Annotated in this window: 12 protein-coding genes and 1 pseudogene; 8 read left to right on the top strand and 5 right to left on the bottom strand. The window is 71.8% G+C overall.

From position 1 onward, the window contains the following. Positions 1-465 precede the first annotated feature (465 nt). The 3 genes from rlmN to DEI91_RS15720 form a co-directional block, all read right to left on the bottom strand. Positions 466-1,707: a 23S rRNA (adenine(2503)-C(2))-methyltransferase RlmN gene (gene rlmN, locus DEI91_RS15730; RefSeq protein ID WP_111053199.1), complete on the bottom strand. Its 1,242-nt coding sequence runs from the start codon at positions 1,705-1,707 to the stop codon at positions 466-468. A gap of 126 nt (positions 1,708-1,833) precedes the next feature. Beyond that, positions 1,834-2,823 carry a C40 family peptidase gene (locus DEI91_RS15725; RefSeq protein ID WP_181439657.1) on the bottom strand — a complete coding sequence of 330 codons (990 nt, stop codon included), beginning with the start codon at positions 2,821-2,823 and terminating at the stop codon, positions 1,834-1,836. A gap of 166 nt (positions 2,824-2,989) precedes the next feature. After that, positions 2,990-3,736 carry a pyridoxamine 5'-phosphate oxidase family protein gene (locus DEI91_RS15720; RefSeq protein ID WP_111053197.1) on the bottom strand — a complete coding sequence of 249 codons (747 nt, stop codon included), beginning with the start codon at positions 3,734-3,736 and terminating at the stop codon, positions 2,990-2,992. Positions 3,737-3,793: 57 nt separating this feature from the next. Between DEI91_RS15720 and DEI91_RS16950 the strand changes: the two are divergent. Then, positions 3,794-3,988, top strand: a pseudogene (locus DEI91_RS16950) (GntR family transcriptional regulator); the annotation flags it as partial. Positions 3,989-4,016: 28 nt separating this feature from the next. Beyond that, complete coding sequence (locus DEI91_RS16785) at positions 4,017-5,159, top strand: PLP-dependent aminotransferase family protein (RefSeq protein WP_258374468.1); 1,143 nt, start codon at positions 4,017-4,019, stop codon at positions 5,157-5,159. A gap of 43 nt (positions 5,160-5,202) precedes the next feature. Here DEI91_RS16785 and DEI91_RS16395 read toward each other — a convergent pair whose 3' ends face one another. Both DEI91_RS16395 and rimK read right to left on the bottom strand, forming a co-directional pair. Continuing rightward, positions 5,203-5,376, bottom strand: coding sequence for a hypothetical protein (locus DEI91_RS16395; protein ID WP_181439656.1), 174 nt, complete (start codon positions 5,374-5,376; stop codon positions 5,203-5,205). Positions 5,377-5,620: 244 nt separating this feature from the next. Further along, positions 5,621-6,811: a 30S ribosomal protein S6--L-glutamate ligase gene (rimK, locus tag DEI91_RS15710; protein WP_111053195.1), complete on the bottom strand. Its 1,191-nt coding sequence runs from the start codon at positions 6,809-6,811 to the stop codon at positions 5,621-5,623. An 18-nt stretch (positions 6,812-6,829) separates the two neighbouring features. Between rimK and DEI91_RS15705 the strand changes: the two genes are divergently transcribed. The 6 genes from DEI91_RS15705 (at position 6,830) to DEI91_RS15680 (ending at position 13,726) form a co-directional block, all read left to right on the top strand. Continuing rightward, positions 6,830-7,330, top strand: coding sequence for a RimK/LysX family protein (locus DEI91_RS15705; RefSeq protein WP_110890596.1), 501 nt, complete (start codon positions 6,830-6,832; stop codon positions 7,328-7,330). Positions 7,331-7,424: 94 nt separating this feature from the next. Then, complete coding sequence (locus DEI91_RS15700) at positions 7,425-9,080, top strand: catalase (protein ID WP_111053194.1); 1,656 nt, start codon at positions 7,425-7,427, stop codon at positions 9,078-9,080. A 95-nt stretch (positions 9,081-9,175) separates the two neighbouring features. Further along, complete coding sequence (locus DEI91_RS15695) at positions 9,176-9,640, top strand: MarR family winged helix-turn-helix transcriptional regulator (protein ID WP_111053193.1); 465 nt, start codon at positions 9,176-9,178, stop codon at positions 9,638-9,640. Positions 9,641-9,720: 80 nt separating this feature from the next. Beyond that, positions 9,721-10,944, top strand: coding sequence for an MFS transporter (locus tag DEI91_RS15690; protein ID WP_111053192.1), 1,224 nt, complete (start codon positions 9,721-9,723; stop codon positions 10,942-10,944). 135 nt (positions 10,945-11,079) lie between these two features. Continuing rightward, positions 11,080-12,168 (top strand): LacI family DNA-binding transcriptional regulator, encoded by a 1,089-nt coding sequence (locus tag DEI91_RS15685; protein WP_111053191.1) that lies wholly within the window; start codon positions 11,080-11,082, stop codon positions 12,166-12,168. 1 nt (position 12,169) lies between these two features. Then, positions 12,170-13,726: a sugar ABC transporter ATP-binding protein gene (locus DEI91_RS15680; RefSeq protein ID WP_111053190.1), complete on the top strand. Its 1,557-nt coding sequence runs from the start codon at positions 12,170-12,172 to the stop codon at positions 13,724-13,726. Positions 13,727-13,756 lie beyond the last annotated feature (30 nt).

Here is a 13,756-nt window from a genome sequence, read left to right as displayed (position 1 = left end):
TTCAATCCAAAAGGAATTGCTTCATGACCCGACCGGAAAAAACCGACCAGGCACGAGGTCAATAAAATTGGCATTGACAATGTGCACGCTGTTGAGTTCTCAAGGACCAGAGGCACTCCCCACTCCACACCACCAGGATGCTTCGCCAGAGAGGCTGGTTCGTCGCCCGGGGAAGAACCGGAGCCAGACTGCATCTCCCGGAGCATCGCTCCGTCAGCGTCTCGGCCGATCCGTTCTCCGCCTCAGCGGCAACGAGTGATTACTTTACGCACGGGTGAACGGCAGCGCCAAGCCAGCTCGACGCCCGGGCGTGTCGCGCTTGTTCCCCCCGGTGCGCCGGGCCTCCGGGCTGGTGGAACGCACGAGGCACGACTGTTCCCTGGGAACGACCGAAGGCGCGGTGCGTAGTCGCACCGCGCCTCCTGTCAGAGCCGTCGTCCAGTTGCCGTGGCCGTCGCCCGACCGTCAGTCAGCGGCGGCCAACTGGCCGCAGGCTCCGTCGATCTCCTTGCCGCGGGTGTCGCGGAGGGTGGTCGGGATGCCGGCGGCGTTGAGTCGGCGGACGAACTCGTCCTGCACGTGCTCCTCGGACGACGTCCACACGGAACCGGGCGTCGGGTTGAGCGGGATCGGGTTGACGTGCACCCAGCCCTTGCCGCGCTTGTTCAGCTTCTCCGCCAGCAGGTCGGCGCGCCAGGCGTGGTCGTTCATGTCCTTGATGAGGGCGTACTCGATCGAGACACGACGACCGGTCTTCACGTAGTAGTTGTGCGCGGCGTCGATCGCCTCGTCGACCTTCCACTTCGAGTTCACCGGGATGAGCTCGTCACGGAGTTCGTCGTCCGGAGCGTGCAGCGAGAGCGCGAAGGTCACGGGGATGTCCTCCTCCGCGAGCTTCAGGATCGCCGGCACCAGCCCGACGGTCGAGATCGTGATGCCACGCGCGCTCATGCCGAGACCGTTCGGCTGCGGCGCGGTCATGACGCGGACGGCGTCCATCACCCGCTTGTAGTTCGCGAGCGGCTCCCCCATCCCCATGAAGACGATGTTCGTCACACGCTCGGCGTCGACGCGGTCCTGTCCGCCCTTGCGCGGGTCACCGCCGAGTTCGCCGGCCGCGATGGCCTCGTTCGCGCGGACGATCTGCTCGATGATCTCGGCCGTCGACATGTTCCGCGTCAGGCCCGCCTGGCCGGTCGCGCAGAACGGGCAGTTCATCCCGCAGCCGGCCTGCGACGAGACACAGAGCGTGATGCGCCCCGGGTACCGCATGAGCACGGACTCCACCAGGGCGCCGTCGTGCAGCTTCCAGAGGAACTTGATCGTGTCGCCCTTGTCCGTCTCGAGACGACGGGTCTCGGTCAGCAGGGGCGGCAGCATCCCGGCGACGAGTTCCTCGCGCTGGGCCGCCGGCAGGTCGGTCATCTTCGCCGGGTCGGACGTGTAGTGCGTGAAGTAGTGGGTGGCGAGCTGCTTGGCGCGGAACCCGGGCAGCCCGAGCTCCTTCACCTTCGCCTCGCGCTCGGCGACCGTCATGTCGGCGAGGTGCACAGGCGGCTTCCCCCGCTTCGGGGACGCGAACTGCAGGAGCGGTCGGCCGTCGGTCCCCGTGGCCTGCTTCCAGCCCTCGGTGCGCGGGCGCACCTGCGGGCGGACGGAGCGGGCTGCGCTCTGCTCCTCGAACGGGGTGCGGGTGTCGGTGGCCATCACTCCAGCTTACGGGAGGCCCGCAACCCTCCGCGAGTCCGCCGCCGGATCCGGGTGGACGGTGGGCGTCCGGACGGACAGCCATCCGGCCGCCCGGGAGTCGAGCGCGGCGCCGGGCCCCGGCGGTCAGGACCCGGCGGGCAGCAGGCGCGCGAAGTGGTGCGGCATCGCGTACATCGGGACGATGTCCACGACCTCGCCCGGGTGCGGCGCCTGGAGCACGAGCCCCTGCCCGAGGTACAGGCCGACATGGTCCTCGTCGTCGAAGACGACCATGTCGCCCGGCGCCGCCTCGGACTCCGGGACGGTCGTCGCGACGGCGTCCTGCGTGGGGACGTAGTGCGCGAGCTCGATGCCCACCGCCTGGTACGCCACCATCGTCAGGCCGGAGCAGTCGATGCCCGCGTGGCTCGCGCCACCCTCGACGTACGGGTCGCCGAGGTACTGCAGTGCCGTCTGCAGCACGGTCGCCCGGTCGCCACCCGCGGACAGCGCCGCGGACAACGCCACCTGCGCCTGGGCCTCGGTGACCCCGAACCGCAGGACCAGGGTCGGGTAGGACACGACCGACGTCGTCGTCACACCGTCCGAGGACGCGATCGGGACCTGGACGTCGTGGGCGACGGTGTACGTCTGCAGCGCCTGGGACGTCGCTGTCGGGGCCGGGACCGGTGCCGCCGGTGCGGCCTCGGCCGGGATGGCCAGGGACAACGTCGAGGTGATCGCCAGGGCAGGTGCGATGAGCAGCGCCGTGCGCTTCGCGCTGGCGGCACGGCGGACGTGCCGCGGGTCCGCGGTCCGCTCTGCCCGGCGCAGGGCCGACCGCGAGCGCGCTGGAGCGGCCGACGCCACGCGGTCGATCGGGGCGACGACGGCGGTGACCGTGCTGGACGGCCCGAGCGCGACGACGCGAGCCGGTCGCTCGTGCGCGACGAACGTGCTGCGCGCGACGGCGGGACCCGTGGCGGCACGACGGCCTCGGGCCCGCGACGGGACGGCGACGGACTCGCGGGCACGCGGGGCGGCGGCGGAGGAGTCGGGAGCGGGGACGGGGTCTGCGGCGGCAGGTGCGGAGCGACGTTCGTCGTCACCGGCGGGCAGAGCGTGGCGTCCCATGGTTCCTTCCGGGTCCGGAACGCCCCTCGTGCGACGATCCGGAGACATAACGTATTGGTCACGAACCTGACCTCCGCTGGGGAAGCGCGGGGAGTTCCTGCGGTCCGTCACAGACACGCGGGCCCGATCGCAGCTCCCCGCCACCGGGCGACGAGGCGGCGTTCGGTCAGGCCCGGCCACCTCGGACCGCAGGTGACGGGGCGGAGACGAGTCGGGCCTCCCGGCGGTCGGCGGCGGCGGCGAGCCGGGCGGCGAGTGACTCGACGGACGGGTCGGCCGGCGTGGCCGCGGCGGCGGCGAGCGCTCCCGGGACCGGCGCTCCGGCCCGGAGGGCGACCGGCAGGACGCCCGCCCAGACGCGGTGGTCCTCGCCGTCGTCCGGCGCCTCGCCGACGCCGGCCGCCCGGACCTTGACACTCGCGGCGTCGAGCGGGAGCTGCAGGACCTGGGTCTGCCGGACCTCCTTCGCGGTCATCTCGCGCACCTCGGCGCGGCGGCCGGGCATGAGGTGGTCGGCGACCTGCCGGAGCGCCTCGGCCCGCAGCTCGGTCGGCACCACGGTCGCACGACCGACGACCATCGCGCTGCGGTAGTTCGCCGAGCTGTCGAAGGTCGAGCGGGCGAAGACGATGCCGTCCAGGTGCGTGATGGTCGCCGAGACGGGGACGCCCTCCTCCCCTGCGTCGAGGAAGAGCCCGCCGCCCGTGGAGCCGTGCAGGAGCAGGACCGGGCCGGCGCCGAGGTCGCCGACGCCGTACAGGTAGGGCAGCACGATCGGGAAGCCGTCGCGGACCAGGCCGACGTGGGCGACGAAGCCCTCCGCGAGGACCTCGTCGAGGGCGGCGGGATCGGTCAGCTGGCGGTCGCGGAGCCGGCGGACGGTGAGGGCGGGCAGGGCGTCGGGAGTGGGCATGCTCCGACGCTAAGGTCGGGACTGGACCAGTGGGTAGACCAGATCGGAGCGCACGGGATGGACCAGTCGAGCAAGGTGTCGGCCGTGGTCGAACGGGTGCGGACCCTGGTGCACGACGGGACGCTCCGCGCCGGGGACCCGCTGCCGTCGACGCGGGCCCTGGCCGCCGAGCTCGGGGTGGCGCGGGGCACGGTCGTCGCGGCGTACGACCAGCTCGACGGCGAGGGCTACATCCGGACGCGTCCCGGTGCAGCGGCGCGGGTCGTCGCGGGCGCCCGCCGTGGTGCCCACCGTCGTCACGGGCGTCGGTCGGACCACCGTCGACTGCCGCCCGGGCATCCCCGCCGTCACCGCGATCAGCGAGCGGGACTGGCGCGCTGCCTGGCGTGCCGCGGCCGATGCGCCGCTCCGCAACGCACTGTCCGACCCCGCGGGACTCCCCGCGCTCCGTGAGCAGCTCGTCGCGCAACTCGGGCTCGCGCGCGGCTTCACCCCGCCGGTCGCGCAGGTCGTCGTCGCCGCCGGGACCTCGGAGGCGTTGTCCCTGGTCGCCGAGGGACTCCGGACCCGGCTCGGCCGCGCTCCGCGCTTCGCCGTCGAGGACCCCGGGTACCGTTCCGGCCACCGCGCGCTGACGAGTGCCGGCGCGGAACTCATGGCCGTGCCCGTCGGACCGGACGGCATCGACCTGGCCGTGCTCGCACGGACACCCGTCGACGCCGTCCTCGTCTCCCCCACCCACCAGTACCCGCTCGGCTCGGTCATGCCCGTCGGACGGCGGCGAGCGCTGCTGGCGCATGCAGCGGCCACGGGGACGGTCGTCGTCGAGGACGATTACGACTCCGAGTTCCGACACCGGGGCAGCCCCGTCCCGGCCCTCGCCGCGCTCGACACCGACGGCGTGGTCGTGCACCTGGGTGGATTCTCGAAGACCCTCGACCCACGGCTCCGCTGCGCGTACGTCGTCGTCCCGTCCGGACCGGTGGGCGCGGCGGTCCTCGCCGCCCGCACGGCCCGGGGCGCGGTGGTCGCCGAACCGGTGCAGGTCGCACTCGCGCACCTGCTGCGCACCGGCGCATTCCGTCGGCACCTTGGTCGGGTCCGGCGGGACTACACGCACCGGCGCGAACGGATCGCGGTCCGGCTCGCCACGAGCGGGGTCCCCGGCCTGGAGGCACGGGCCCTCACCGGCGGTCTGCACGCGGTGCTGACGTGGCCGGGTCCGGCGACCGGCGCTGCCGTGCTCGCCCGCGCTGCCACGGACGGCGTCCTGGTGGCCGACCTCGCCGACTACGAGACGGTGCGCGGACGGTCCGGGAACGGGGTCGTGCTCGGCTACGGTGCCGTCACGCTGCCCGAGCTCGACCGGGCGCTCGACGTCGTGCTCGCGGCGGTGCGGGCGACGAACAGCGACCGCGGCTGACGTGGTGCCGCGGTGACCGCGGCCGACGGTCGCGCCGACCCGGTCAGCGCTGCCGGGCGCGGTCCGCAGGTGTCCGGCTGTTGCGCCAGACGTCGTCGATGGACGGCACCGGAGCGTCGGCCGGGGCGGCCCAGCCACGGCGGGCGGCCTTGCGGGCAGACCGGTAGGTGGTGACGTGGACCGGCTCGACGTCGCGGTTCGATTCGTACTTCGTCATGGCGTGCTCCCTGTTCACGGTGCCCGCTCTCCGGTCGGCCGCCCTGCCGGACGGGTCACGGATCGCGGGACACGAGACGAATGCTCTTCCCGTCGGACGGTACGCGGCGTCGGCGACCCTGGTCGGCGCCGCCGGAGCGCCCGCGCCTTCCGGACGAGGGCCCACAGGTGAACGAACCGGAGCCGGACCCCGCGGACGGAGGCAGCCCCACCGGGGCGATCCGGGCCTCCCGGCGGCCGCGCGATCAGCCGTCGGACAGGGCGTCCTTCGGGAGCTTCCGCAGCTTGGTGCGACGGCGGCGACGGTCCGGGACCATCGAGCGCATCTCCTCGAGCTTGCCGAAGCACAGCAGCCGGTCACCGGGTTCGAGCACCACGCCGCTCCGCGGGTTCGGGATGACCGAGGTACCGCGGTGCAGCGTGAGGACCGTGATGTCGCGGTCCCAGAGGCCGGAGTCCTTGATCGTCTTGCCGACGAGGTCCGCGTTCGTGTGGACGAGCAGTTCGGCGACGCCGTACCCGGTCGAGACGCTGAGGCGCTGGCGCACGTCGATCTCCGGGAACGCCACCTGGTTCGCGATGTAGTCGATGACGGCACCGGCGACGTCGAGCCCGGTGGCACGCTCGATGCCCTCGAGGCCCGGTGACGAGTTGACCTCCATGACGAGCGGTCCGTCGTTGCCCTCGAGCATGTCGACGCCCGCGACCCGGAGGCCCATGATCTGGGCGGAGCGGACCGCGGCCTCCTCGTACTCGGGCGTCAGCGTGACCTGTTCGACGGTGCCGCCGCGGTGCACGTTCGACCGGAACTCGTCCCCGGACGCGCTCCGGCGCATGGCGGCGACGACGCGGTCACCGACGACGAGGGCGCGGATGTCCTTCCCGCGGCTCTCCGCGATGAAGCGCTGGATGAGGACGTTCTGCTTCGTCGAGTGCAGGGTCTCGACGATCGACTCCGCGACCTTGGCCTCGGGGGCGAGGATGACGCCGATGCCCTGCGTGCCCTCGAGCAGCTTGATGACGACCGGGGCGCCCCCGACCCGCTCGATCGCGCCGCGGACGTCCGCCCGGCTGTTGACGAACGTCGTCGCCGGCATGCCGATGTCGTGGCGGGACAGGATCTGGTTCGCCCGGAGCTTGTCACGCGAGTTCGTGATGCCGTTCGCCGTGTTCGGTGTGTACACGTCCATCTGCTCGAACTGCCGCACCACCGCGGTGCCGTAGTAGGTGATCGAGTTGCCGATGCGTGGCAGGACGGCGTCGTAGTCGGACAGCAGCTTGCCGCGGTACTGCAGGTCGGGCTGCTCGCCGGTCAGGTCGATCGCGAAGCGGAGGGTGTTCAACACCTTGACGGTGTGACCGCGCTCGGCGGCGGCGGTGCGGAGGCGCTGCGTCGAGTACGCGTGCGGAGCGCGCGACAGGATGGCGAGTTTCATCACTGCCAAGATAGGGGCATGGCCGACTCCGCGAAGCGCTCCGACAGCGCCCGGGCGGCGTCCCGCGTGCCGATCGTCGCGGGGTGGCGCGAGTGGGCGGCCCTGCCCGACATCGGCGTCCCGTGGATCAAGGTCAAGCTCGACACCGGGGCAAGGAGTTCGGCACTGCACGCCTTCGACATCGAGGAGCTGCCCGGCGGACGGGTCCGGTTCTCGGTGCACCCGTGGCAGGACTCCGACGCGGATCCCCAGACGGTCGAGTGCGACGTCCACGACCGCCGGGTGATCCGCAGCTCGAGCGGCCACACCCAGGAGCGCATCGTCGTGCTCATGTCGATCGAGCTCGCCGGGCGGACCGTCCTGTCGGAGACGACGCTGAGCAACCGTGACCAGATGGGCTTCCGGATGCTCGTCGGGCGCGAGGCGCTGCGGCAGGGGTTCGTCGTCGACCCGGCGCGGTCGTTCATGGCCGGACGGGCGCCGAAGGCCGTGCGGCGGCGCAACCGCGGACGGACCTGACGACCCCCTGAGCGCTGGGAACAGCCGTCCGGCCTGCAGGCCACACTCGGGCGTGAACCCGAGTCCGTGACCAGAACGCAGAGAGGACGACGCCATGACCGACGTCTCCAGCCAGCCACCCGCCGAGGGTGACGACCGCCGGGTGCTCACCAACCGGCAGGGCCACCCCGTCTACGACAACCAGAACCAGCGCACGGTCGGAGCCCGCGGCCCGGCGACGCTCGAGAACTACCAGTTCCTCGAGAAGATCAGCCACTTCGACCGCGAGCGGATCCCGGAGCGGGTCGTGCACGCCCGCGGCGCGGTCGCCTTCGGGTACTTCGAGGCCACCGGCACCTGGGGTGACGAGCCGATCGCGCAGTACACCCGCGCGAAGCTCTTCCAGGAGGCCGGCAAGCGCACCGACGTCGCCGTCCGGTTCTCGACCGTGATCGGCGGGCGCGACTCGTCCGAAGCCGCTCGCGACCCCCGCGGCTTCGCCGTGAAGTTCTACACCGAGGACGGCAACTGGGACCTCGTCGGCAACAACCTCGGGGTCTTCTTCATCCGCGACGCCATCAAGTTCCCGGACGTCATCCACTCCCTCAAGCCGGACCCCGTCACGTTCCGCCAGGAGCCCGCGCGCATCTTCGACTTCATGTCCCAGACGCCCGAGTCGATGCACATGCTCGTCAACCTGTTCAGTCCGCGCGGCATCCCGGCGAACTACCGGACGCAGCAGGGCTTCGGCGTGAACACGTACAAGTGGGTGAACGGCGACGGCGACACGAAGCTCGTCAAGTACCACTGGATCCCGTCGGTCGGCGTCAGCTCGATGACCGAGGCCGACGCAGCCGTCGTGCAGGGCGGCGACCTCGGCCACGCGTCGAAGGACCTGTACGAGGCGATCGAGCGCGGCGACTACCCGGAGTGGGAGCTCCGCGTGCAGCTCATGGACGACCACGACCACCCCGAGCTCGACTTCGACCCGCTCGACGACACGAAGGTCTGGCCCGAGAACGAGTTCCCGCCGAAGGTCGTCGGCAAGATGGTGCTGAACCGGAACGTCACGAACCACTTCGCCGAGAACGAGCAGCTCTCGTTCGGCACCGGCGTGCTGGTGGACGGCCTCGACTTCTCCGACGACAAGATGCTCGTCGGCCGCACGTTCTCCTACTCGGACACGCAGCGGTACCGCGTCGGTCCGAACTACCTGCAGCTGCCGGTGAACGCCCCGAAGAACGGGAACGTCGCGACGAACCAGCGCGACGGCCAGATGGCGTACCACCAGGACCACGGTGGCGAGAACCCGCACGTCAACTACGAGCCGTCGATCACCGGCGGGCTGCGCGAGGCCGAGTACCCGACGCACGACGACCAGGGCCCCGAGATCGTCGGTCGTCTCACCCGTAAGCGCATCCCGCGGACGAACGACTACACGCAGGCCGGTCAGCGCTACCTGCTCCTCGAGGACTGGGAGCGCGATGACCTGGTCGCGAACTTCGTCGACCTCATCTCGCAGGCGGCCCGGCCCGTGCAGGAGCGGATGCTCTGGCACTTCTACATGGTCGAGGACGACCTCGGCCGCCGCGTCGGCGAGGGCCTCGGCATCACGCTCGACGAGGTGAAGGACCTGCCGCCACTGCAGTCCCAGACCCTCGACGAGGCCGAGCTCGCGCGCCTCGCGAACCTCGGCCACAACGGGCCCCGCGACGTCGACGGTCTCATGATGACGCACTGCGTGCCGGACGAGCGCGCCGTGCGCGTCTGAGACGCGACGCCACGACGGACGGGAGGCCCGGTGCCAGCTGGCACCGGGCCTCCCGTCTGCACGACCAGGCGGCGCCCGTCCGGCAGGATGGGCGCATGCCACACGCACCATCAGCGGGCATCGACGAGCTGCTCGCCGCATCGCGCGGCCTGCTCGGGGTCGTCGCCCGGTCACTCGCCCCCGCACTCGAACACGTCACCGTCCCGCAGTTCCGCCTCGTCGTCCTCGTGACCACCCTCGGCCCCACGCGATCGGGTGACCTCGCAGAGCGACTCGCGGTCGGGCCGTCGACGCTGACCCGGATCGTCGACCGGCTCGTCGAGGACGGGTGGGTCGAACGGCTCCCGAGCACCGAGAGCCGCCGCGAGGTCCTCGTCGGCGCGACCGTGCGCGGACGGGAACTGGTCGGTGACGTGATGGAGCGGCGCCGGGTGGAGATCGTCGGGCTCCTCGACGCCGTCCCGGAGTCCGAGCGGGCGAGCGTCGTGGCGGGAGCCGCGGCCCTCCGGCGGGCGATGCACGAGCCGCTGCCCGAGGAGATCTCCGCGTTCGGCGGCTGACCCCGGGGCTCCCGGGCGGCGGCAGGCGTCCTCCGCCGTCACGCAGGAATGACCACCGGTCCCCTGCGCTTGTGGCGTCCATGACCACCACCGCCTCCTCTCGCCGCGGCTGGCTGAGCGTCCTGTCGGTCGCCCTCGGCTCGTTCGTCCTCGTGCTCTCGGAGTTCCTGCCGATCGGCCTCCTGCCGTCGATCGCACGGGAGCTGCACGTCGACATCGGCACCGCCGGCCTGATGGTGGTGTTCACCGGGCTCACCGGCGCCGTGGCAGCTCCGGTCGTGACGGTCGCCACCTCGCGTCTCGACCGCCGGACCGTGCTGCTCGCCCTGACCGTCCTGTTGGTCGTCGCGGACGCACTCGCGGCCGTCGCGCCCACCTTCGGTGTGCTGCTCGTCGCCCGGATGCTCCTCGGGGTCGGCATCGGTGGCTTCTGGGCGATCGGCGCGGGCATCGCCGGGAGGCTCGTGGAACCGCCCGCCGTGATCCGCGCGACGTCCTTTATCACCGCGGGCGTCTCCGTCGCCACGGTCGTGAGCCTGCCGCTCGGCGCCTTCGTGTCGTCGCTCGCGAGCTGGCGGCTGGCGTTCGTGATCGGCGGCGCGCTCGGCCTGGTGGCGCTCGTCCTGCAGATCGCGATGCTGCCGAGCATCCCGTCGTCGCAGCGGGTGCGGTTCTCGACCCTCGCCGGTCTGCTCCGGGTGCAGCGTGCCCGCGTCGGGCTCATCGCGGCCGCGTTCCTCTTCATCGCACAGTTCGCCGCCTACACGTACGTGGCGCCCTACCTCGAGGAGCTCGTCCGGGTCGGTCCGGACACCGTCACCCTGGCGCTGCTCGTGTTCGGCATCGCCGGCATCGCCGGGAACTTCGTCGCCGGCTTCACGCTGAGCCGGAACGTCATCGGCACCATCGGCGTCGCGAAGGTCGTCCTCGCCGCGGCCGTCGTCCTGCTGCCGTTCGCGGCGCACTCGGTGGTCGGCGTGTTCGCCCTGCTCGTCGTGTGGGGCTTCGTCTGGGGCGCCCTGCCGCTCGGGACGCAGACCTGGATGTCGACGGCGTCCCCGGCCGGAGCGGAGAGCGGACTGGCGTTGTTCGTCACGACGATCCAGCTCGCGATCGCCGCGGGGTCGGTCCTGGGCGGTGCGGCCGTGACGTCGTTCGGGCTGTCGGCGGACTTCTGGTTCTCCGGCGCGGTAGCCGTGGTCGGCGCGGTCGTGCTGCTGACGCTCGGGTTGCGCCGGTCGAGTGCGATCCCCCAGACGGGGACACCGACGGCTCCCACGCCGGTCCCGATGCCCGCGGACTGATCGGCCACCGGGGCTCCGGCCCGCGGGTGCACTCCGCCCAGGTCCGCGGCTTGACATGACCGGTCGCGGTGCCTATGGTCGTGGAATCGATTCCATGGAATCGATTCCACGACTCGCCCAACGGAGTGCTCAACGATGAACGCCGTCACCATCAAGGACGTCGCCGCCCGCGCCGGCGTCTCGGCAGCGACGGCATCGCGCGTCCTCTCCGGCAACGCCGCGACGAGCGAAGACTCCCGTCGGGCCGTCGAGCAGGCCGCGAAGGACCTCGACTTCCGCCCGAACCTGCAGGCCCGTGCGCTGCGGTCCACCCGGTCGGACACGATCGGCCTGCTCGTCTCGGACGTCCGCAACCCGTTCTTCGCCGACCTCGCCCACACGATCGAGCAGGCCGCGCTGGCCGAGGGCTACGTCACGCTGCTCGGCAACGCGAACGAGCGGGCCGATCAGCAGAACCGTTACCTCGACACGCTCATCGCCCGCCGGGTCGACGGCGTGATCGTCGCACCGCAGGGCAACGACACCGGGACGGTCCAGCAACTCGTCGACCGCGAGATCCCCACGGTGTTCGTCGACCGCGTGATCCCGGGCATCGACGTGCCGAGCGTCACCACCGACAGCAGCACCGGCATCCGGCAGACCGTCGAGCACCTCGCCGCACTCGGACACACCCGCATCGGGTACATCGCCGGCCCACAGAGCGTCTCCACCGGCCGCGAGCGCTTCACGGCGTACCAGGACGCGATCACCGCCGCGGGCCTCAGCGGGGACCCCGACCTCGTCGTGTTCGGCGACTTCCAGGCCGCGTCCGGCTCGACCGGCGTCACGACCCTGCTCGGTCTCGACGACCCGCCGACGGCGATCTTCGCCGCGGACAGCCTGATGGCCGTCGGCGCGATCGCGATCCTCAACCGGCTCGGTCTCCGTGTCGGCGAGGACATCGCCCTGGTCGCCTTCGACGACATCGAGTGGTTCTCGCTCCTCGAGCCCGCCCTCTCCGTCGTCGCACACAGCGTCGAGGACATGGGCCGTGTCGCGGTCGACCTGCTCCGCGACGTCATCGACGGCGGCACCCCGCAGTCCGTGCGCCTGCCGAGCGAGCTCATCGTCCGCGCCTCCTCGGCCACCCCCATCCGTCCCCGTCGACCGGCCGCACCGTCGCGCCCGGCCGACCAGCAGCACGCCGACCAGCAGCACGCTGACCAGCAGCACCCGGAGCACTGACATGGAACAGACACCGATGCCGCAGACACCCCTGCAGCAGCACCCACTCCTCACCCTCGACCGGGTGAGCAAGTCGTTCGGCCCCGTCCAGGTGATCACCGACGTCACCGTCGACGTGCACGCCGGAAAGGTGCAGGTCCTCCTCGGCGAGAACGGTGCCGGGAAGTCGACGCTCATCAAGATGATGTCCGGCATCCACCAGCCCGACGGCGGGCGGATCCTCGTCGACGGAGCCGAGGTGAGCCTCCCGACCGTCTCGGCCGCGGAGCGGCTCGGCATCGCGACCATCCACCAGGAGCTCAACCTGGTCGGGTCGCTCAGCGTCGCCGAGAACGTGATGATGGGCCGGATCCCGACCCGCTTCGGCATGGTCGACCGGAAGACGCTCCGCCGCCAGGCGGAGGCGGCGCTCGCCACCATCGGACTCGACGTCGACGTCGACACCCCGGTCGGTGACCTCGGCATCGCCCGGCAGCAGCTCGTCGAGATCGCGAAGGCGCTCAGCGTCGACGCGCGGATCCTCATCCTCGACGAACCGACCGCGGCCCTCACCCGCCACGAGACGGAGGCGCTCTTCCGGGTCGTCGCGGACCTCCGCGCCCGGGGCGTCGGCATGCTCTTCATCAGCCACCACCTCGACGAGATCGCCGAGATCGGCGACACGGTCGCGGTGCTCCGCGACGGTCACTTCGTGGCCGAGGTGCCGGCGTCGACGCCCGAGGACGAGCTCGTCCGGCTCATGGTCGGACGGAGCATCGAGGAGCAGTACCCGACGGGCGCGGCCGTCGTCGACCGTGCCGACCCCGTGCTGCGGGTCGAGCACCTCACCGCCGCTGGGCGCTTCACGGACGTGTCCTTCGACGTGCACGCCGGCGAGATCGTCGGCATCTCCGGCCTCGTCGGCGCCGGACGCACCGAACTGGTCCGGGCGATCGCCGGCGCCGACGGCTACGACAGCGGCACCGTGACCGTCCGCGGCCGCGCCCTCGGCAAGGGCAGCGTCGCCGGCGCGATCAAGGCCGGCATCGGACACGTGCCCGAGGACCGCAAGGGCCAGGGCCTCGTGCTCGGCGCGTCGGTCAACGACAACCTCGGCTACGCCACGCTCGCGTCCAGCGCACGGGGCGGTCTCGTCGACTTCGCCGGGCAGAAGCAGCGCGCCGAGCAGGTCGCCGCCCGCCTGCGGATCCGGATGCACGACATCGACCAGCCGATCGGCTCCCTGTCCGGCGGCAACCAACAGAAGGCCGTCTTCGGTCGGTGGATCCTCGCGGGCTCGAGCGTCCTGCTGCTGGACGAGCCGACCCGCGGTGTCGACGTCGGCGCGAAGGTCGAGATCTACGAGCTCGTCAACGCCATCACCGAGGCCGGTGGTGCCGTGGTCATGGTGTCGAGCGAACTCCCCGAGGTCCTCGGCATGAGTGACCGCATCCTCGTGATGCGCGACGGCCGGATCGCCGGTGAGCTCGACGGCGCCGACGCGACCGAGGACGCCGTCATGACCCTCGCCGCCCGGGACGTCACCGAGCCCGAGAACGGGCAGGCCGACGCCGCCTGACCCGGCACCCCACTCCGCACGGCGCACCCC

This window comes from Curtobacterium sp. MCBD17_032, from assembly GCF_003234855.1.
In the GTDB taxonomy this organism is placed as follows: Bacteria; Actinomycetota; Actinomycetes; order Actinomycetales; family Microbacteriaceae; genus Curtobacterium.
Note: the sequence above shows the minus strand (reverse complement) of the source record. Positions and strands in the feature narration are given on the sequence as shown.